Here is a 20,256-nt window from a genome sequence, read left to right as displayed (position 1 = left end):
GCACGGGGCCCGGCGCCGGCCTGACGCGGGAGGGGGCTAGCGCCCGCCCAGGTTCTTCCTGGCCTTCTCCGCGGACTCCTGCACCTTGCCGGTCAGCTTCTCGGCCCGGCCCTCCGCCTCCATCCGCCGGTCGCCGGTCGCGCTGCCCGCGCTCTCCTTCAGCTTGCCCTTGATCTGCTTCGCCTTCGCCTTGCCCTTGCCCATGACGGGGTCTCCCTTGCGTGTGCGGTAAAGGGGGTTCTGCCGGAATCCACCCTCCGGCCGCTCCCCCGGGCCCGCAACCGCAGAACCGGACGCGCGCCCTTCGCACACGGCCGAGACCCTCATTTCAGCCAGAACCCCGAGCGCTCCAGCCACAGGTCGAGCAGGGGCTCGTCGCCGAGGATCTCGACGCCGCCGGTGCCGCTGGGCGTGGGGCGCCTGTAGACGAACAGCACGAGGTCGGTCAGCGGGCCGCGCACGGCCACGGAAGCCTTGGCGTGGGCGCGGCTCCAGCGGGCGGTGTCGCCGGTGAGGTCGACCAGCCACTCCCCCGCGGTCGTGCCCGGCGCGGGGCCGGTGGCGTGGAAGTGCAGCGTGCGGCCGGGCCCGAGCAGCGCGGGACCGTCCGGCGGGGTCTCGGCGGCCTCGGCGTACGAGGCGAACGTCATCCATTCGTCGAGCGCGTCGAGGGCGACCTCCTCGTCCAGCCGGTAGTCCGCGCGGGTGGTCAGTGCGGCGTCGGCCCGGTGGACGGCCGTCTCGTGCGTCATGCGGCGGGCCCAGAAGGCCGCCGAGCGCTCCTCGGAGGGGGACCAGACCTCCGAGCCGGGTCCGGCCTCGCGCAGCGTGCGGGCGAGCTGGGCGGCGCCCTCGGCGAGCCATTCGTCCAGGAAGGCGCCGTCCTCGTCGGTGCAGCGGGCGAGGGCGGCGTCGCCGACGGGGTCGTCGGGGACGGGCCCGCCGGCCCGGGTGCGGACGGTCTCCTCGGCCCAGCGGTGGGTGCCGCCGATGTGGCGCAGGAGCTGACCGAGGTTCCAGCCGGGGCAGGAGGGCACGCGGGCCCGCATGTCGGCGCCCTTGACGTGCGACCTCAACAGGTCTGTCTGCGCGGTGATTTCGGCGCAGCAGCGGTCGAAGCTCAGGGTACTCATGGGGCCACGGTACGGCCGGGGGCGGGAGCGCTGCCGCCGCCGGGGCCGGGGTGGACGCGCTCCAGGGCCTCCCAGCCGCTGTCGTGCGCGCGGACGGCGGCCTCGGCCCGGCCGCCCCCGCGCAGCCCGAACAGGCGCTTGGCGACGAGCAGGTACGCCACGACGGCGAGGTTGATGACGAGGGTGAGGACCTTCAAGGCGCTGACGTGGCCGGTGAGTTCGTAGATCTCGGGGACCAGGAGCACGGAGGTGGCGACGAAGGTGAGGTACTCGGCCCACCGGCGCGCCCGCCACAGGCCGACGGCCTCCACGCCCTCGAGGACCGCGTACGCGGTGATGACGGCGCCGATGACCCACAGGGTGCGGCCGTGGGCGGCGAAGGCCCGTTCGGCTTCGCCGAGCAGTCCCCGGCCGTGCGCGCCGGTGGGGCCGCCGACGCCGTTCTGGAGGGCGTCGGCGAAGCGGTAGAAGGGGCCCCTGAGCCGTTCCCGCTCGTGGGCGAAGGCGAAGACGGCGACGGCGAGGACGGCCAGGACCACGCAGTGCAGCATGCGGTCGAGGGCGATCAGGCGCAGGACGTAGCGGTCGCGCAACGGGCGGCCGCGCAGGGGCAGCTCGATGGACTCACGGTCCGGGAGCGTGTCCCGCGCGGGCCGGGCGGGCGGCGGCAGGGGCAGCCAGGCGTCGCAGCGCAGGCAGCGGTGCCAGCGCAGGCCGCCGGCGTCCTCGCGGACGAGCAGGGCGTCGGCGGGGCGCACGGCTGCGGCGTCCGTGCCGGCCAGGCGGTGGCCGTGCAGGGCGCATTCGAGGAGTTCGTACCGGATGCGGCGGCGTTCGGGGCGCGCGCCCGGAGCGGCCGTCAGTCCCGGCTCGTCGCTCACGCGTCCACCGCCCCTCCGGCGTCCGGCTCGGCCGCCTGCGGCGCCTACGGGCGCTCCCGGCGCGGCTGCGCGCCGGGTTCCGCCGCCGGCTCCTCGGGCGTCAGGGGTTCGGCGTCGCGCCACTCCTCGGTCCGGGTGGGCCGGCCCGAGCGGGTCAGCTCCTGCACTTCCCTCTTCAGCTCGTCGTCCCGCTTGGCGCCGTGCTTGCTGCTTCCCCGGTCCATCGTGCGTGCCTCCTGATGAGTCAGCGTGGCTGGAACCCGTCGGGTGCCCGGACTTCTCGCGGCTAAACCGGCCGCCACCCTCCCCGGAGACCACAATTTAGTTAGGTTAGGCTTACCTCACTTTCTGCAGGTGAACGTGAGAACCGGGAGCCCTTATGAGGCTGGGTCCGCTGGCGGTCCGTACGGAAGAGGGCCGTCCGGCCCTCCCGGCGCCGGGCGGCGTACGAAGAGCACGGGCCGCCGACGCACCCGCGCTCCACGCCCTGTCGGAACCCTTCATGCGGACGGGTGCGCTGCGCCGCCGCACGCCGCACGTCTACGCCGCCCGGTTCGCCGAGTTCTTCGTGGCGGAGGACGCCCACGGCACCCTCGAAGGGTGCGTGGCCCTGCGGACCTTCCCCGGTGACCGCCTGACGGCCGGCGGGACGGCGGGCGTGCTGCACAACTTCTGCGTCCGGCCCGACCGCCAGCGCCTCGGCGTCGGCTCGCGGCTGCTGACGGCGCTGCTCCTGCACGCCTCCGACCGGTCGGTGAGCGAAGTGTTCGCGGCGACGACCGGCGGCGGCGAGGCCTTCCTCCGCAGCGGCTTCCGCGAGACCGACTCCTCGCGGGCGCCGCGCACCTGGGTGGCGGCCCTGGATCCCGCCCGCGGCTCCCGCGTCTTCTCGCGCCCCCTGCCCGGGGCTTCGCGCCCCGAGGGGAGCGCCCCCGCTCAGCCCTGGCCGGCGCGCCACTGCCGGGCGAGCACCCACACCAGGTAGCAGCCCCCGACGACACCGGTCAGAACCCCCACGGGAAGCTGCGTGGGGGCCAGCATCCGCTGTGCGGTGATGTCGCTGACGGCGAGCACCAGCGCGCCGAGCGCCGCGGACGGCAGGAGGCCCGGGCCCGGGGAGCGCGTCAGCCGGCGCGCGACCTGCGGGGCCACCAGGGCCACGAACGGCACGGGGCCCGCGACCGCGGTGGCGAGCGCCGTCAGCCCCACGCCCGTGACGAGCGCCCAGGCCTTGGCCCGCTCGGTCCGGACGCCCAGCGCCGACGCCGTGTCCTCGCCCATCTCCAGCATGCGCAGCGGCCGGGCGAGGAGCAGGGCGGCGGGGGCGAGGACGGCGAGTGCGGCCCCCATCGTCCCCACGTGCTCCCAGCCGCGGCCGTTGAGGCTGCCCGTGAGCCAGACCTGCGCGCTCTGCGCGTCGGTGAACGACGCCTTGGCGATCAGGTAGGCGTTGGCCGAGGAGAGCAGGGCGCTCACCCCGATGCCGACGAGGACGAGCCGGAACGCGGCCGCGCCGCGGCGCCAGGCCAGCAGGTAGACGGCCGCGCTGGTGACCGCGCAGCCGGCGACCGACCCCACGGCGACCGAGGCGGCGCCCGCGCTCAGCACGAGGATGGCGACGAGGGCGCCGGTGGCGGAGCCGACGGTGAAGCCGATGACGTCGGGGCTGCCGAGCGGGTTGCGGGCGACGCTCTGGAAGAGGGCTCCGGACAGGCCGAGCGCGGCGCCCGTCAGCAGGGCCGTCAGCAACCGGGGCAGCCGCAGCTCTTCGACGATGTAGCTGTACGCGGGGTTGCCGTCGCCGGCGAGGACGCGCAGCACGTCGGGGACGGGAATGCGGAAGTCGCCGGTGGTCAGCGTCCACACGCCGGTCACGGCCGCGGCCAGGAGCAGGGCGGCGCAGACGGCGGCGGCGCGCGGGTCCCAGCGCAGGGACAAGGCGGGCCGGCCGGGGCGGCCGGGCAGGGCGAGGCGCAGGGTGCGCAGGCGCGTGGCCCGCGGGGACCCGTCCGGCCGCCCGGCCCGGCCCGGGCGCTGGGCAGGGTTACGGCTGGTCACAGTTCGCTGATCCTCTTGCGGCGGACGAGTGCGATGAACAGGGGCGCTCCGAGGAACGCGGTGACGACGCCCGCCTCCAGCTCCTGCGGGCGCAGCACGACGCGGCCGAGGATGTCGGAGGCCAGCAGCAGGGCCGCCGCGAGCACGGCGCTGTACGGCAGGACCCAGCGCTGGTCGGGGCCGGCGATCAGACGGGCCACGTGCGGAACGGCCAGGCCGACGAAGGCGATCGGGCCGACGGCGGCGGTGGCGGCCCCGCACAGCAGGGTGATCGCCGCCATGGTCGCGAACTGCGTACGGCCCGGGTGGGCGCCCAGCGCGCGGGCGGCGTCGTCGCCGAGGGCCAGCGCGTTGAGCGGCCGGGCCAGCAGGGCGGCCAGCAGGGTGCCGGCGGCCAGGAACGGCAGCACCTGGCGGGCGAGGGCGCCGTCGGCGGCGCCGAGGGTGCCGATCTGCCAGAACCGGAAGCGGTTGAGGGCGAGCGGGTCGAGCAGGATCAGGCCGTTGACGACCGCCGTGAGGACGGCGGTGACGGCCGTGCCCGCGAGCGCGAGCCGGACGGGCGTGGCCCGGGACCGGCCGCGGGTGCCGAGCAGGTGGACGGCCGCCGCGGCGACGGCCGCGCCCAGCAGCGCGCACCACACGTAGGAGGTGAACGCGCCGAGGTCGAGGAGGGCCGTGGCGCCCGCGACGGCGGCCGCGGCACCGGCGTTGACGCCGAGCAGGCCGGGGTCGGCGAGCGGGTTCCGGGTGAGGGCCTGCATGAGTGCGCCGGACAGGCCGAGGGCGATGCCGACGCCGATGGCCAGCAGGCTGCGGGGCAGCCGGGAGGTGCGGACGACGATCCAGTCGTCGTTGCCGGGGTCGTGGTGCAGGAGGGCGTGCAGGACGTCGCCGGGCGGGATCGTCTTGGCGCCGACGCCGATGCTCAGCACGGCGAGGACGGCGACGAGTGCGGTGCAGGCGAGCAGCCCGGCGGCCCGCCGCGCGTGCTGAGCGCGGCGGGCCGGGGCCGGCCCCTCGCCTCCGGCGTGCCGCGCGGGGCGGGAACCGCCGGTGGTGGCGGGAGCGGCGGTGGTGCTCACGCGTGCTCGTGCTCGTCGTCCGCGTGGTGGTCGTGGTTCTCCACGCCGCGCTTCCAGTAGCCGTCGATGTCGACCTGCTCCTTGGCCATGCCGAGCTCGCGGCGCAGGTAGCGGCGGATGGGCTTGAGGGTGGTCGCCTCACCCGCGATCCAGGCGTAGCCGAGCCCGGCGGCGGGCAGTTCGGCGGCGCGGACGGCCCGCTCCAGCAGGTCGCTCGTGCCGGGCGGGGTGTCCCCGCGGTGCAGCCAGGTCAGGGTGCAGTCGGCGGCGGTGGTGAACTCCTGCTCGTCCTCCGGGCCGGGCACCTCGGCGAAGGCGAGGACGCGGGCGCCGGCGGGCAGCATCTCCAGCCAGCGGCCGAGCGCGGGCAGGGCGGTCTCCTCGGCGGCCAGCAGGTACCAGTCGTGGACCATCGGGAGGATCTCGGAGCCGCGCGGGCCGAGGACGCCCAGCCGCATGCCCGGCTCCGCGCGCGCGGCCCACGCGGATCCCACGCCGTCGCCGTGCAGGACCATGTCGACGTCCAGCTCCTGCGCTTCGGGGCGGTAGTGACGGACGGTGTAGTCGCGGGTGATGGGCTCCACGGGGGCGTCCATCCAGGTGTCGTCGCGGATGACCGGCTCGACGGGCAGCTCGGCGCCGGACTCGGCGAAGCAGAGCTTCACGTGGTCGGTGGGCGCCTGTTCGCAGAACCCCTCCAGCGCCGGGCCGGCGAACGTCACCCGGACCGTGGACGGCGTGATGCGGTCGACCCTGCGCACCTCCAGCAGGCGGTACTTGAGGGGGTGGCGGACGATGCGCATGCGCGGCGGGAGCGTCTCAATGGTCATCGATCATCCCAATCTGGCCGGGGCGTGCCGCGGGACCGGCACCGCGTTGCGGTGGCCCCCGCGCGGGCGCGCGGGGGCCACCGGGCTTCACGTGTACGGCCGGAGAACACCCCTCCGGGCCGAACTTAGGCAACCCTAACCTAACTCATTGTGTATTGGCCATCGTTCCGGCCACCCGGCCCCCGTCCAGCGCGATCACCCGCGGCAGCCGGGCGATGGTCGCCGGCCGGTGCGCGACGACGACGATCGTCCGGTCGCCGCGCATCCCGTCCAGCGCGTGCTCCAGCCGGCCCGCCGTCACCGGGTCGATGTCCGCGGTCGCCTCGTCCAGGACGAGCACCGCCGGGTCGGCCAGCGCGGCCCGCAGCAGCCCGACGATCTGCCGCTCCCCCGCCGACAGCCGGGAACCCCGCACGCCCACCTCGGCGTCCAGGCCGCCGAGGTCGCGCAGCCAGTCCTCCAGGCCCAGTTCGGCCACGGCCCGCTCCATCGCGGCGCGGCCCGGAGCGCTGTGCACCAGCTCCAGGTTGGCCGCCACCGTGCCGGTCACCATGCGGACCTCCTGCGGCACCAGCACCACGCGCCGGCGCAGCTCCGCCTCCGGGATGTCCCGCAGGTCGACGCCGGCGAACCGCACCACGCCCCGGTCGGGCGCGTAGAGGCCGCACAGCAGCTTCGACAGCGTCGTCTTGCCCGAGCCGGTCTCGCCGACCACGCCGCTGCGGTCGCCCACCGGGAAGCTCAGCGAGACGCCGCGCAGCACCTCCGTACCGTCGCGGTAGGCGTAACCCAGGCCCTCGCAGGCGAGTTCGCCGCGCAGGGGCAGCTCCGCGGCGGAGCCCTCGGCAGAGCCCTCGGCTGAGCCCTCCTTCCGGGGCGCCTCGTCCGCAGGCCGGTCGGTGGCCGCCAGCAGGTCCAGCAGCCGGGCCAGGCCCGTGCGCGCCGTCTGCACCTCGCCCACGAGCTGCGAGATGTCCGAGAACGAGTCGAAGAGGTTACGGCTCGCCAGGACGAACACCACGACCGTGCCCACGCCCATCGCCCCGCGCGAGACGGACCAGCCGCCCACCAGCAGCAGCACGACCAGCGCGAGCCCCTCGATCAGGCCCACCAGGTCGATGCGGTTCTCCACCCGGATCGCACGCCGCGCCGCGCCGACGGCCGCGGCGTTCTCCCGGTCGAAGCGGCGCAGCCACCCGGGCAGGCCGCGGGCGCTCTGCAGCGCCTCCCGCACGTTCAGGGTCTCCGTGAACGTCGCCGCGACCGTCGCCTCCGCCGCCGCCTTCCCGCCGAACGCGCGCGGCGCGGACCGCTGGAACCAGCGCATCACCAGCAGCGTCAGCGGCACGAACACGGCGAGCTGCACCAGCGCCAGCTGCCACGAGTAGCCGAACAGCACGACGAGGGTGAACAGGAGCGTCGCCGTCGCCGACACCAGGTTGCGCAGGTGCATCCGCACGAACGAGGCCAGCGCGGCCACCTCGCCCGTCGTGCGGCGCAGCAGATCGCCTGTGCGGTGCGACTCCAGGAACCGCAGCGGCGCCGAGGCCAGGTTCTCCACGCACTTCTCGCGCAGGCTGCGCACCACGTTCTCGCCGGCCTTCGCCAGCAGCAGCTCGCCGGCGCGGGCCAGGCCCAGCTGGAGCACGGCGAGGAGGACGAGGACCGCGGCGGCGGCCAGCAGTCCGCCGCGGTCGCCGGCGAGCAGCGCGTCCGTCGCCCGCCCGATCAGCGGGGCGACGGCCACGAGCGCGGCCGAGTCGGCGAGCCCCACCACGACGGCGACGGCGAGGGCCCGCCGGTGCGGGCGCAGATGGGGAGCGGCCCGGCGCAGCACGCGCCGCTCGTCGGGCTGTTCGTCGAGCAGGGCCGGCTCAGCCACGGTCGCCCTCCGGGGTGGTGACGGGGGTGGGTACGGGTACCGCCTGGGAGGCGGCGGGGCCGTCGCCGGCCGGGCCGGTGACGTCGCCCCTGCCGGGCCGGGCCTCGGGACCGGCCGCGCGGGCGCCGCTGTCCGTGCCGGCGCCTGCCGGACGGGCGCCGGCGCAAGTACCGGCGCCGGGCCGGGCGTCCGTGCCAGGTTCGATGCCAAGACGGGCATCGGTGCCGGCTCCGGGGTGAGACCGCGCGACGGCGACGGTGCCGGGCCGGGCGCGGGCGCCAGCCAGGCCGGAGTCGCTGTCGGCATCGGCATCGGCATGAGACTGCATGCCCGTGCCGGTACCGGGCAGCACATCAGCATCGGCCGAGCCGGAGCCGGACTGAGGCCGAGCGACGGCATCGGTGCCGGGCCGGGCGCCGGCCTCGGCCGGCGCGGTGTCCTTGCTGGTGACGCCGGCATCGCCGGCGTCATCCCCACGCCCCGCCGCCGTCAGCGTCACCACGCGGTCCGCCGCCTCCAGTACCGCCGTGCGGTGCGTGGCGAAGACGATCGTGCGGCCCGCGGCCCACGTGCGCAGGCGGTCCAGGACCGCCTTCTCCGTCGTCGTGTCCAGGGCCGACGTCGAGTCGTCCAGGATCAGGACCTCCGGGTCGCCGAGGAGCGCGCGGGCGATGGCCAGCCGCTGGACCTGACCGCCCGACAGGGCGGTACCGCTCTCGCCGAGCTCGGTGTCGTAGCCGTCGGGCATGGCGGCGATCTGCTCGTGGATGCCGGCGGTCGCGCAGGCGTCGCGCAGGGCGTCGTCCGGCAGGTCGCGGCCGAGCCGCAGGTTCTCGGCGACCGTGCCGGACAGCAGCATCGGCCGCTGGGCGACGTACGCGATCCGCCCGCGGATGTCGTCGAGGGCGGCGTCGCGCAGGTCGGTGCCGCCGTAGCGGACGGTGCCCGTGTCCGGGTCGTCGAGCCGGACGGGCAGCCGCAGCAGCGTGCTCTTGCCGGAGCCGGTGGCGCCGTCCACGGCGACGAACTCGCCCGCGCGGACGGTCAGGTCGACGGGCGCGAGGACCGTGACGCCGTCGCGGACCGCGCTCACGCCCGACAGCTCCAGGTCGCCGCCCGCGGTGAGGGCGACCGGCTCGGCGGGGTCGGTGAGGCCGGCCTCGATGGACAGCGCCTCGTCGATGCGGGCGGCGGCCACGTCCGCCTGGCCGCGGGCGAGGAGCCGGTCGACGAGGACCCGGGTGGCGAGGGTGATGCTCGCCATCCAGGAGGTGAAGGCGACGAGGCCGCCGACGGTCAGCCGGCCGTCGAGGACAGCGAGCCCGCCGACGCCCACGCCGATCGCCACGGCCATGCGGGGCACGAAGGGCGCGACGGACGCCCAGGAGGCCTCGATCCGGGCCGCCTTGACCGTCCGGTCGGTGACCGTGGCGCTGGCCGCGGCGTGCCGGTCCACGAGCGGCCGGTGGCCGCCCGTGCCGCGCAGGCCGGTGCCGAGCTGGAGCAGGTCCGCGACGGCTTCGGCGCGGACGCCGTGCGCCTCGGCCAGCGCGCCGCTGGCCGCGCCGAAGCGGCGCGGGAAGTACAGGTTGACCCAGACCAGGAACGGCAGCATTCCCAGCGTCACCAGCAGCAGCGACAGGTCGAGCACGCCCATGCCGGTCAGGACGCCGGCGAAGGTGGTGGCGAGCACGACCCAGATCGCCAGGCCGTGCACCCACTCGCGCACCAGGTCGGTGTCCCGGCCGGCCCGCATGGCCAGGTCGCCGTGGCCGCGCGAGGCGAGCGCGGCGCGGTCGAGGCCGGCCAGGTGCCGCAGGAGCCGGGAGCGCAGGTCGGCGCCCACCTCGGCGTCGGCGGAGCCGGCCCAGTACTGCCAGCCGTAGAGCCCGGCGAACTGGACGGCGGCGGCGACGAGCGCGGCGGCGGCCCATCCCAGCAGCGCGTTGCCGTCCTTGGCCGTGACGCCGTCGTCCAGCGCCTTCTGGACGCACCACGGCACGGCGAGGAAGGCGACCTGCCGGACACCGGCGGCGGCCATGGCCGCGCCGACCGTCGCCCAGTGCGGCCGCAGGGCGCCGCGCAGCAGGGCGCGGGCCCGCGCGCGCCGCTCGGGCGAGAGGTCCCGCGGGCCCGGCTCCGCCGCCTCGGCGGCGTCCTCGGCCCCGGTTTCCTCCAGGATGTCCTCGGCGGGCGGCGGGCCCGGGGGCCCGTCGTCGGGGCCGGGGTGGTGCTCCGGCTTGGCGTGTTGGGTGCTCACGACGTCAGGTATCCGCTCTCAGCAGGTCGGCGGCCGCACGGGCGGACCGGGCGGGTGCCCGGTCCGGGCCCGCGGCGGCGGGTGTTCGGGAGGGGTCCGGTCAGGACCGGGCGACGAGGCTCGCCGGCCGCATGTCGGTCCAGTGGGCGTCGACGTAGTCGGTGCAGCCCTGCAGGGAGTCCTCGCCGTGGACGGTGGTCCAGCCTCCGGGGACCTCGGCGAAGGCGGGCCACAGGGAGTGCTGGTTCTCGGCGTTGACGAGGACGAGGTAGCGGGCGTCGTTGTCCTCGAAGGGGTTGGTGGTGTTGCTCATGGTGAAGCGCTCCTTTTCGTCAGCGATGTGAAGGTTCGTCAGCGATATGAGAGGGGGTCAGGATGGGGAGGGTCGCCGCGGGTGCGGCGTCCCGGAGGCGGGCGGCGAGTTCCGCGACGGTCGGTCCCGCCAGCAGGTCGGCGATGCCCGGGCCGGCCTCGCCGGTGCCGAAGGCCTCGCGGATGCGCAGCACGAGGGTCATCGCCAGCAGCGAGTGGCCGCCGAGGTCGAAGAAGCCGTCGTCGACCGTGACTTCGGGCAGCCCGAGCACGTCGGCGAAGACGTCGCACAGCGTCTTCTCCGCCACGTCGCGCGGGGCGCGGCCCGTGCCGCCGGCGGCCATGTCGGCCGCGGTCGGGGCGGGGAGGGCCTTGCGGTCGAGCTTGCCGTTGACGGTCAGCGGCAGCGCGTCGAGCACCACGAACGCCGACGGGACCATGTATTCGGGGAGGGTCTCCGCCAGGGAACGGCGGACGGCGGCGGCGTCGACGTCTCCGGCGGTGGCGGGCACGAGGTAGGCGGCGAGGCGCTTGACGCCGGGGGTGTCCTCGCGGACGACGACGGCGGCCTGGGCGATCGACGGATGCCCCGTCAGCGCGTCCTCGACCTCCCCGGGTTCGACGCGGTAGCCACGGATCTTCACCTGGTCGTCGGCCCGGCCCAGGAAGTCCAGCAGGCCGTGCCGGCGCCACCGCACGACGTCGCCTGTGCGGTACATCCGCCCGCCCGGCTCGCCGAACGGGTCCGCGACAAATCGGCCCGCCGTCAAGCCCGGCCGGTTCAGGTAGCCGCGCGCCAGGCCGACACCGGACACGTACAGCTCGCCGGGGACCCCGACGGGCACCGGGCGCAGCCGCGCGTCGAGCACGTAGGCCCGGGTGTTCCAGATGGGGCGGCCGACGGTGGCCGTGGCGCTGTCGAGGGTGCCGCCGCCGAGGGTGTTGATGGTGTACTCGGTCGGGCCGTAGAGGTTGTACCCCATGAGGCCGGGTGTCTCGCGGAGCCGCGTCCAGAGCGATTCGGGGACGGCCTCGCCGCCGAGGAGGACCAGCACGGGCCGGTGGCGGTCCTCGTCCAGCAGGCCGCACTCGACGAGCGCCTGGGCGTACGAGGGCGTCACGTTGATGACGTCCACGGCCTGCTCGGCGCAGTACGCGGCCAGGCCCTCGGCGTCGCGGCGCAGGGCCTCGTCCAGGACGTGGACCTCATGTCCTTCCACGAGCCACAGCAGTTCCTCCCACGACATGTCGAAGGAGAACGAGACGGTGTGCGCGATCCGCAGCCGGCGGCCACCGGCGGATTCCACCACGGGGTTGAAGATCGCCTCGCGGTGGTTCAGGAGCATGTTGGTCAGGCCGCGGTAGGGCGTGACCACGCCCTTCGGGCGGCCCGTCGAGCCCGAGGTGAAGATGACGTACGCGGCGGCGTCGAGGTCCACCCGCGCGCCCGCCGGAGCGTCGGACAGTCCGGCCAGTTCGGCCACCACGGCGGGGTCGTCGAGCTCCACGCGCGGAACGCCGTCGACGTCCGGCATGCGGTCGCGTGCCGTGGAGTCCGTGAGCAGGACGACCGGCCGGGTCTCCTCGACCATGTAGGCCAGGCGATCCACCGGGTAGTCCAGCTCCAGCGGCAGATAAGCGGCCCCGGTGCGCAGGACGGCGAAGAGCGCGGCCACCATGTCCAGCGAACGCGGCAGGCCCAGCGCAACCACGCGCTCCGGACCGGCGCCCCGGGCGAGCAGCAACCGGGCGAAACGATTCACCCGTGCGTCCAGCTCGGCGAACGACCACACCCGGTCCCCCGCCACCAGCGCCACGGCCTCCGGCGTACGGGCGGCCTGGTCGGCCAGCAGGTCGGCGACCGAGGCGTCCGGCAGCTCGTGCCCCGTGTCCGCCCACTCCCCCAGCACCGCGCCCCGCTCCTCCCGCGTGAGCACGTCGAGGGAGCCGATGCGGCGGGCCGGGTCCTCGGCCACCTGGGCGAGGAGGGAGAGGAGGCGCTCGACGAGTGCCTCGGCGGTGGAGCGGTCGTACAGGTCGGCCGCGTACTCGAAGGCGATGTCGAGCTCGTCGGCGGAGGGGGTCTCCTCGAAGTTGAAGTCGAGTTCGAACTTCACGGCCCCCAGCTCGAAGGGGAGGATGCGGCTCTCCAGCCCGAGGAGCCGGCGGGCCTCGCCGTCGCTGTTGCGGTAGCCGAGCATCACCTGGAACAGCGGGTGGCGGCCGGGGACGCGGGGCGGGTTGACGGCCTCGACGAGGCTGTCGAAGGGCAGGTCCTGGTGGGCGAAGGCCGCCAGGTCGTGCTCCCGTACCCGGCCGAGGAGCTCGGTGAACGCGGGGTCGCCGGACAGGTCGTTGCGCAGCACGAGGGTGTTGACGAAGAAGCCGACGAGCCCGTCGAGGGCGGCGTCCCCGCGCCCCGCGACCGGCGCGCCGAGGGGGATGTCGTCGCCGGCGCCGAGCCGGTGCAGCAGGGTGGCGACGGCCGCCTGCAGGACCATGAACGTGGTCGTGCCGGTGGCCGCGGCGGCGTCGCGCAGCCCGCGGTAGACGGCCGGCGGCACCTGGGCCCGTACGGTTCCGCCCCGCAGCCCGGTGCCGGTCGCCGGCGTGCGGGGGCGGTCGGCGGGCAGGGCGAGCTCCTCCGGGAGGCCCGCCAGCGCCTGCTTCCAGTACGCGGCCTGGCGGCTGTGCAGGCTGTGCTCGTCCGCGGGGTCGCCCAGCAGGTCGCGCTGCCACAGCGTGTAGTCCACGTACTGCACGGGCAGCGGCTCCCAGCCGGGATCGCCGCCTTCCGCGCGGCGGGTGTACGCCGTGGTGATGTCGTCGACGAACGGCAGCATCGACCACTCGTCGCCGGCGATGTGGTGGAAGAGCAGCACCAGGACGTGGTCCCGGGGGCCGATCTCCAGCACGGTGACGCGCAGGGGCAGTTCGCGGGCGAGGTCGAAGCCGTGGCGGACGGCGGCCTCCACGTCGGCCTGCAGCTCCGCCTCCGTGGTGGCGGCGACGTGCAGCGCGGCGCCGGGGTCCGGCGCGTCGAGGACGCGCTGGACGGCGCGGCCCTCGTGCTCGGCCACGACGGTCCGCAGGCTCTCGTGGCGGCCGGTCACGTCGGCCACGGCGTGCCGCAGCGCGTCCAGGTCGAGCGGGCCGCTCACGCGGACGACGAGGGGGACGTTGTAGGTGGCGCCCGAGCCGTCGAGGTTCTGCAGGAACCACATGCGGCGCTGGGCGTGCGAGAGGGGCAGCTCGGCGGGGCGCTCGCGGCGTTCGAGCGTGGGCCGCTCGTGCGCGTCGCCCGCGGTGCGCTCGGCGAGCGCGGCCGGGGTCGGCGCCTCGAAGAGGTCGCGGACGGCGAGGCCGGTGCCGAGGGCCGTGCGGATGCGGCTGACGAGGCGGGTGGCCAGCAGCGAGTGCCCGCCGAGGTCGAGGAAGTGGTCGTCGGGGCCGACGGGGCCGGTGCCGAGCACTTCGCCGAACAGGGCGCACAGCTGCTCTTCGCGGGGGTTCGCGGGCGCGCGGCCCGCTCCCGTCCCGGCGGCGTCCGGGGCGGGGAGGGCCTTGCGGTCGAGCTTGCCGTTGACGGTCAGCGGCAGCGCGTCGAGCACCACGAACGCCGACGGGACCATGTATGCGGGCAGGGTCTCCGCCAGGGAACGGCGGACGGCGGCGGCGTCGACGTCTCCGGCGGTGGCGGGCACGAGGTAGGCGGCGAGGCGCTTGACGCCGGGGGTGTCCTCACGGACCATCACCGCGGCCTGGGCGACTGCCGGATGCCCCGTCAGCGCGTCCTCGATCTCACCCGGCTCGACGCGGTAGCCACGGATCTTCACCTGGTCGTCGGCCCGGCCCAGGAAGTCCAGCAGGCCGTCCCGGCGCCACCGCACGACGTCGCCCGTGCGGTACATCCGCCCGCCCGGCTCGCCGAACGGGTCCGCGACGAAGCGGCCCGCCGACAGGCCCGGCCGGTTCAGATAGCCGCGCGCCAGGCCGACACCGGACACGTACAGCTCGCCAGGCACACCGACCGGGACCGGGCGCAGCCACGCGTCCAGGACGTGCGCCCGCGTGTTCCAGATGGGGCGGCCTACGGTCGCGGTGTCGCTGTCGAGCGTGCCGCCGCCGAGGGTGTTGATGGTGTACTCGGTGGGACCGTAGAGGTTGTAGCCGATGAGTCCCGGCGTCTCCTTCAAGCGCGTCCACAGGGCCTCGGGGACGGCCTCGCCGCCGAGGAGGACCAGCACCGGGCGGTGCCGTCCCTCGTCCAGCAGGCCGCACTCCACCAGGGCCTGGGCGTACGACGGCGTCACGTTGATGACGTCCACGGCCTGCTCGGCGCAGTACGCGGCCAGGCCCTCGGCGTCGCGGCGCAGGGCCTCGTCCAGAACGTGGACCTCATGCCCCTCCACCAGCCACAGCAGTTCCTCCCACGACATGTCGAAGGAGAACGACACCGTGTGCGCGATCCGCAGCCGCCGGCCACCGGCGGATTCCACCACGGGGTTGAAGATCGCCTCGCGGTGATTGAGCTGCATGTTCGTGAGGCCGCGGTAGGGCGTGACGACACCCTTGGGGCGACCGGTCGAACCGGACGTGAAGATGACGTACGCGGCGGCGTCGAGGTCGACCCGCGCCTCCACCGGCCCGCCGGGCAGGCCGGCCAGCTCGGCGGCGACCGCGGGGTCGTCGAGCTCCACCCGGGGGACGCCGTCGACGTCCGGCATGCGGTCACGTACGGAGGAGTCCGTGATGAGGACGACCGGTGCGGTCTCCTCCACCATGTAGGCCAGCCGGTCCACCGGGTAGTCCAGCTCCAGCGGCAGATAGGCGGCCCCGGCCCGCAGGACCGCGAACAGCGCCGCCACCATCTCCAGCGAACGCGGCAGGCCCAGCGCCACCACCCGGTCCGGGCCGGCGCCCCGGGCGAGGAACAGCCGGGCCAGGCGGTTCACCTGGGCGTCCAGCTCGGCGAACGTCCACGTGCGCTCGCCCGCCACCAGCGCCACCGCGTCCGGCACGGAGGCCGCCCGCTCCGCCAGCAGGTCCGCGACCGAGGCGTCCGGCAGCTCGCGCGCCGTGTCCGCCCACTCCCCCAGCACCGCGCCGCGCTCCGGCTCCGTCAGCACGTCGAGGCGGCGGACGAGGACGCCGGGGTCGGCGGTGATCTGCTCCAGGAGGGAGACGAGGCGGCCCGCGTGCTCCTCGACCGTCGCGCGGTCGAAGGCGTCGGGGCGGAACTTCCACTCGAAGGAGATCTCCTCGCCGGGGTTGGCCGCAAAGATCAGCGGGAAGTGGGTGGCGTCCACGTCGGTGACGTCGTCCACGCCGAGGGCCTGTCCGACGCGGTCCCGCTCGTCCTGGTCGACGGGCGTGTTGCGCAGGACCTGGAGCGTGTCGAAGAGGCGGCCCGCCCCGGCGGCGCGCTGGATGGCGCCCAGGCTGAGCTGGTGGTGCGGCAGGAGCGCCGCCTGCTCGTCCTGGAGGCGGGTCAGGTACGCGACGACCGTCTCGTTCCGGTCGAGCCGGGCCCGGACGGGGACGGTGTTGAGGAACATGCCGATGGTCCGGTCGATGCCCGTCAGCTCCGCGGGGCGGCCGGAGACGGTGGTGCCGAAGACGACGTCCTGCCGGCCCGTCAGGCCGGCGAGGAGCAGGCTCCACACGCCCGAGAGGACGGTGTTGAGCGTCAGGCCGTGGGTCCTCGCGTAGCCGGTGAGGCGGGAGGTCAGGCCGGCGGTCAGCTCCGTGACGTGCTGCTCGGGCAGCAGGGCGGCCCGCTCGCGGGCCTGCGGGGCGACGAGCGTGGGCTCCTCGACGCCCGCCAGGGCCGAGCGCCAGGCCTCTTCGCCGGCGGCGGTGTCCTGGGTGTGGAGCCAGGCCAGGAAGTCGCGGTAGGCCAGGTGCCGCTTCTCGTCCGCGCCCGGCTGCGGCAGGGCGCCGGTGGTCACCAGGGCGTGGCAGCAGGCCAGGAGCTCCTGGAGGAACAGGCCGGTGGACCAGCCGTCCCACAGCAGCATGTGGTGGGTGACGAGGACGTGCTGGCGGCCGTCGGGGGTGAGGACGGAGGCCAGGCGCACCAGGGGCGGGGCGGCGAGGTCGAAGCGGGTGCGGGCCTCGGCGTCCTGGAGGCGGCGCAGTTCGGCGCCGGCGGCTTCGGGCGTGAGGGCGCGCAGGTCGGTCTCGGTGACGGGAACCGCCGTTGTGGCCGGGATGAACTGGACGGGGCGGTCGAGCCCTTCGTGGAGGAAGCCGGCGCGCAGGTTGGGGTGCCGGTCGAGGACGGCGGTCACCGCGGTGCGCAGGACGTCCGGGGGTACGGGGCGGCGCAGGGTGACGACGTCGCGGGAGGTGTAGACGTCGAGGGCGTCCTCGTCGTAGAGGGCTTCGAAGAGCAGGCCCTGCTGGAGCGGGGAGAGCGGCCAGATGTCGGTGGTGCCGGGGGCTGCGGCGCGGACGGCCGCCAGGTCCTGTCCGGTGGGCGCGGGCAGTTCGGCGGCGGTCTCCGGGCCGGTGGCGTCGCCGGCGGGCGCGCGGCCTGCGGCTCGCTCGGCCAGGGCGGCGGGGGTGCGGGCTTCGAAGACGTCGCGCGGGCTGAGGGCGAGGCCCGCGGTGCGTGCGGCGCCGACGAGGCGGATGGAGACGATGCTGTCGCCGCCGAGGCGGAAGAAGTCGTCGTGGACGCCGGCGCCGGGGAGTTCGAGGACCTCGGCGAAGAGGGCGCACAGCGTGGCCTCTTCCGGGGTAGCCGGTTCGCGGCCGGCGGCGGGCGCGGCGCCGTCGGGGAGACCGTCGGGCAGGGCCTTGCGGTCGAGCTTGCCGTTGACGCCGAGCGGGAGGGCGTCGAGAGTCACGAAGGCGGACGGGACCATGTACTCGGGCAGCCGGGCCGCGCACGCGGCGCGCAGGGCCTGGGGGTCCGGGGCGGCTCCGGGGGCGGGGACGACGTAGGCGACGACGTGCTGGGCGCCGGCGGGGGTGGTGCGGACCAGGACGGCGGTCTGCCCGACGGCCGGGTGGGCGGCGAGGGCGGCCTCGATCTCGCCGAGCTCGATGCGGAAGCCGCGGACCTTGACCTGGTCGTCGGTGCGGCCCAGGTATTCCACGGTGCCGTCGGCACGACGGCGTACGAGGTCGCCGGTGCGGTACATGCGCGTGGCGGCGGGACCGTACGGGTCGGCGACAAAGCGGGCGGCGGTGAGGCCCGGGCGGTTCAGGTAACCGCGGGCCAGCTGGACACCGGCCAGGTACAGCTCGCCGGGCACGCCCACCGGTACGGGCCGCAGGGCCGAGTCCAGGACGTGCAGGCGCGTGTTCCACACCGGCCGCCCGATCGGCACGACACCGGAACCGGGCTCGGCGTGGTGGTACGTGACGTCGACGGCGGCCTCGGTCGGACCGTAGAGGTTGTGGAGCTCGATGTCCGGCCACAGCGCGGCGAACCGGTCCACGGCCGCGGCGGGGAGCGCCTCGCCGGAGCAGAAGACACGACGGACGCCGGCGAAGCCCGTACGGATCTCCTCGTCCTCCTCCGCGGCCGCCGTGAACGCGGTCAGCATGGACGGGACGAAGTGCGCGGTCGTGACCCCGGAGCGAGCGGCCAGGTCCGCGAGGTGGTCCGGCTCACGGTGCCCACCGGGCCGGGCGAGAACGACGGCCGCACCGCTGACCAGCGGCAGGAAGAACTCCCAGACCGACACGTCGAAGCTGGCCGGAGTCTTCTGCAGGATCCGGTCCGCCGGCCCGATCCCGTACACCTCCCGCATCCAGTCGAGGCGGTTGACGATCGCCTCATGGGTGACGACGACACCCTTCGGACGGCCGGTGGACCCGGAGGTGTAGATGACGTATGCGGCGTGCTGCGGCTCCGCGGCTGCCGGTACGGGCGTCGTGGCGGCGCGAGGGGCGTCGGCGAGGAGGACGGGCACGTCCGGGAGCCACGTGAGCCGGTTGCGCTCGGCCTCCACGGTCAGCACGCACACGGGTGCGGCGTCGTCGACCATCCCGGAGAGGCGTTCGGCGGGGTGGTCGAGGTCCAGCGGCAGGTAGGCGGCACCGGACTTCAGCACGGCCAGCAAAGACACCATCAACTCGGCCGACCGCGGCACGGCCACGGCCACGATCCGGTCCGGGCCGGCACCGGCAGCGGACAGCTCGGCCGCCAAACCATCGGAAAGTTCGTCGAGTTGACGGTAGGTGAGCTCGCGGCCCTCGTAGACGACGGCGGTAGCCTCCGGCGTCTCCGCCAGCCGCTCCGCGAACCGCGTCACCAGCGTGCCCCCGGGCACGGGGCGGTCCGTGGCGTTCCACTCCCCCGCCAGCGCCCGGCTCTCGTCCGGGAGCAGCAGGCCGAGGCGGGCCAGGGGCGTCTCGGGGGCCTCGGCGAAGCGGGCGAGGAGGTGCAGGAAGCGGTCGGTGATGCGCTCGGCGGCCGCGCGGTCGAAGACGTCCGTGCGGTAGCCGAGCTCCAGGCGCAGGGTGTCGCCGCCGGGCAGGACGCGCATGGTCAGCGGGTAGTGGGTGGCGTCGCGGGCGCCGAGGCCGGTGACCCGCAGGCCGCCGGTGGCCGCGGCCGCGCCGAGGGTTCCGGAGACGTCGTCGCTGCCGGCGTAGTTCTCCACGACCAGCAAGGTGTCGAAGAGGGGGCCTTCGACGGGGGTCAGGCGCTGGACGGCGCCCAGGCCGAGGTGCTGGTGGTCCATCAGGGCGGCCTGCTCGGCCTGGACGGCGGAGGCGGTGGCGGCGAGCGTCGCGCCGGGTGCGAGGCGGACGCGGACCGGGAGGGTGTTGATGAACAGGCCGACCATGGTGTCGGCGCCGGGCAGGTCCGCGGGGCGGCCCGAGACGGTGGTGCCGCTGACGACGTCGGAGGCGCCGGTGAGGGAGCCCACGAGGACGCCCCACAGCGTGTGCAGGACGTTGCCGAGCGTCAGGCCCCGGGCGCGGGCCGCGGCGGTGAGGGCCGCGGTCAGCTCCGGGCCGGCCTCGGCCTCGGCGTCAGCGGGTTCGGCCGCGGTGCCGAGGGCGGCCCCGGGGGCGACGGGGTGGGCCTCGGTGATGCCGTCGAGGGCGGCGGCCCAGGCGCGCCGGGCGGCGTCGGCGTCCCGGCTCGCGAGCAGTTCGAGGTGGTCGCGGTAGGGGCGGACGGGCGGCAGCGCGGCGAGGTCGCCGCGGGAGCCGACGAGGGTGAGCAGCTCCCGCACGAGGATCGGCATGGACCAGCCGTCGAGGAGCAGGTGGTGGCAGGTCACGACGAGCCGGGCCGCGTCCGGGCCGAGGCGCAGCAGGGTCAGGCGGAGCAGCGGGGGTTCGGCGAGGTCGAAGCGGTGGTGCCGGTCCTCGTCCATCGCGGCGCGCACGGCCTCGTCGCGGGCCGCCGGGTCGGCGGAGAGCGGTGTGAGGTCGAGTTCGCGCAGGGGGGTGTCCACGTGGCGCTGGACGAACTGGACGGGGTCCTCGCCGTCGTCGTACCAGAAGCCGGCGCGCAGGTTGGCGTGGCGGCGCAGCAGGGCGTCGGTCGCGGCGGCGAGGTCGGCCGTGGCGAGGGGGCCGGCGAGGTCGAGGTGGGACTGGACGACGTAGACGTCGCGGGAACCGTCGTCGTAGACGGCGTGGAAGAGCAGGCCTTCCTGGAGGGAGGACAGGGGGTAGACGTCCTCGAGTGCGGAGCCTGCGCCGGGGTCGTCTGCCGGGGTCAGGGCGGTTACGTCAGTCATGGTGGCGCTCTCGGCTCTCGGTCGGCTCTCGGTCGGGGAGGGGGAAGGACGGGGCGGGGCGGCGGTCGGCCGTGCTGTCCGCCGCCGGGTGATGGGGCG

12 protein-coding genes are annotated in these 20,256 nt (G+C 75.4%); 1 reads left to right on the top strand and 11 read right to left on the bottom strand.

The window, feature by feature from the left end; all coding sequences use genetic code 11:
• Positions 1-36: 36 nt before the first annotated feature.
• The 4 genes from B7P34_RS12780 to B7P34_RS12765 form a co-directional block, all read right to left on the bottom strand.
• Positions 37-204, bottom strand: a complete 168-nt coding sequence (locus B7P34_RS12780; RefSeq protein ID WP_106675981.1) for a CsbD family protein — start codon at positions 202-204, stop codon at positions 37-39.
• Between the two features lie 119 nt (positions 205-323).
• Positions 324-1,133, bottom strand: coding sequence for a maleylpyruvate isomerase family mycothiol-dependent enzyme (locus B7P34_RS12775; RefSeq protein ID WP_106675980.1), 810 nt, complete (start codon positions 1,131-1,133; stop codon positions 324-326).
• Positions 1,130-2,014 (bottom strand): DUF2127 domain-containing protein, encoded by an 885-nt coding sequence (locus B7P34_RS12770; protein WP_106675979.1) that lies wholly within the window; start codon positions 2,012-2,014, stop codon positions 1,130-1,132. Before B7P34_RS12770 ends, B7P34_RS12775 begins: the two co-directional genes overlap by 4 nt.
• Before the next feature lie 44 nt (positions 2,015-2,058).
• Positions 2,059-2,238: a hypothetical protein gene (locus tag B7P34_RS12765; protein WP_106675978.1), complete on the bottom strand. Its 180-nt coding sequence runs from the start codon at positions 2,236-2,238 to the stop codon at positions 2,059-2,061.
• Positions 2,239-2,393: 155 nt separating this feature from the next.
• On the opposite strand from B7P34_RS12765, the gene B7P34_RS12760 reads away from it, so the two are divergent.
• On the top strand, positions 2,394-2,999 hold the full coding sequence (locus tag B7P34_RS12760) for a GNAT family N-acetyltransferase (RefSeq protein WP_106675977.1): 606 nt from the start codon (positions 2,394-2,396) through the stop codon (positions 2,997-2,999).
• Here B7P34_RS12760 and B7P34_RS12755 read toward each other — a convergent pair.
• The 7 genes from B7P34_RS12755 to B7P34_RS12725 all read right to left on the bottom strand — a co-directional run bounded on the left by B7P34_RS12755 (position 2,951) and on the right by B7P34_RS12725 (position 20,157).
• Complete coding sequence (locus B7P34_RS12755) at positions 2,951-4,072, bottom strand: FecCD family ABC transporter permease (RefSeq protein WP_223267790.1); 1,122 nt, start codon at positions 4,070-4,072, stop codon at positions 2,951-2,953. The genes B7P34_RS12760 and B7P34_RS12755 overlap by 49 nt on opposite strands.
• Positions 4,069-5,157, bottom strand: coding sequence for a FecCD family ABC transporter permease (locus B7P34_RS12750; protein ID WP_106675976.1), 1,089 nt, complete (start codon positions 5,155-5,157; stop codon positions 4,069-4,071). Before B7P34_RS12750 ends, B7P34_RS12755 begins: the two co-directional genes overlap by 4 nt.
• Positions 5,154-5,987 carry a siderophore-interacting protein gene (locus tag B7P34_RS12745; protein WP_189382726.1) on the bottom strand — a complete coding sequence of 278 codons (834 nt, stop codon included), beginning with the start codon at positions 5,985-5,987 and terminating at the stop codon, positions 5,154-5,156. The genes B7P34_RS12750 and B7P34_RS12745 overlap by 4 nt, the downstream gene beginning before the upstream one ends.
• A gap of 145 nt (positions 5,988-6,132) precedes the next feature.
• The gene (locus B7P34_RS12740) at positions 6,133-7,869 is read right to left on the bottom strand and encodes an ABC transporter ATP-binding protein (RefSeq protein WP_106675974.1); all 1,737 of its coding nucleotides are present in this window, start codon (positions 7,867-7,869) and stop codon (positions 6,133-6,135) included.
• Positions 7,862-10,129 (bottom strand): ATP-binding cassette domain-containing protein, encoded by a 2,268-nt coding sequence (locus tag B7P34_RS12735; RefSeq protein ID WP_223267789.1) that lies wholly within the window; start codon positions 10,127-10,129, stop codon positions 7,862-7,864. The genes B7P34_RS12740 and B7P34_RS12735 overlap by 8 nt, the downstream gene beginning before the upstream one ends.
• Before the next feature lie 100 nt (positions 10,130-10,229).
• Positions 10,230-10,442, bottom strand: a complete 213-nt coding sequence (locus B7P34_RS12730) for an MbtH family protein (protein WP_106675973.1) — start codon at positions 10,440-10,442, stop codon at positions 10,230-10,232.
• A 19-nt stretch (positions 10,443-10,461) separates the two neighbouring features.
• The gene (locus B7P34_RS12725) at positions 10,462-20,157 is read right to left on the bottom strand and encodes a non-ribosomal peptide synthetase (protein WP_106675972.1); all 9,696 of its coding nucleotides are present in this window, start codon (positions 20,155-20,157) and stop codon (positions 10,462-10,464) included.
• Positions 20,158-20,256: the final 99 nt, after the last annotated feature.

The organism is Streptosporangium nondiastaticum, assembly GCF_003011965.1.
GTDB lineage: Bacteria > Actinomycetota > Actinomycetes > Streptomycetales > Streptomycetaceae > Streptomyces > Streptomyces nondiastaticus.
Note: the sequence above shows the minus strand (reverse complement) of the source record. Positions and strands in the feature narration are given on the sequence as shown.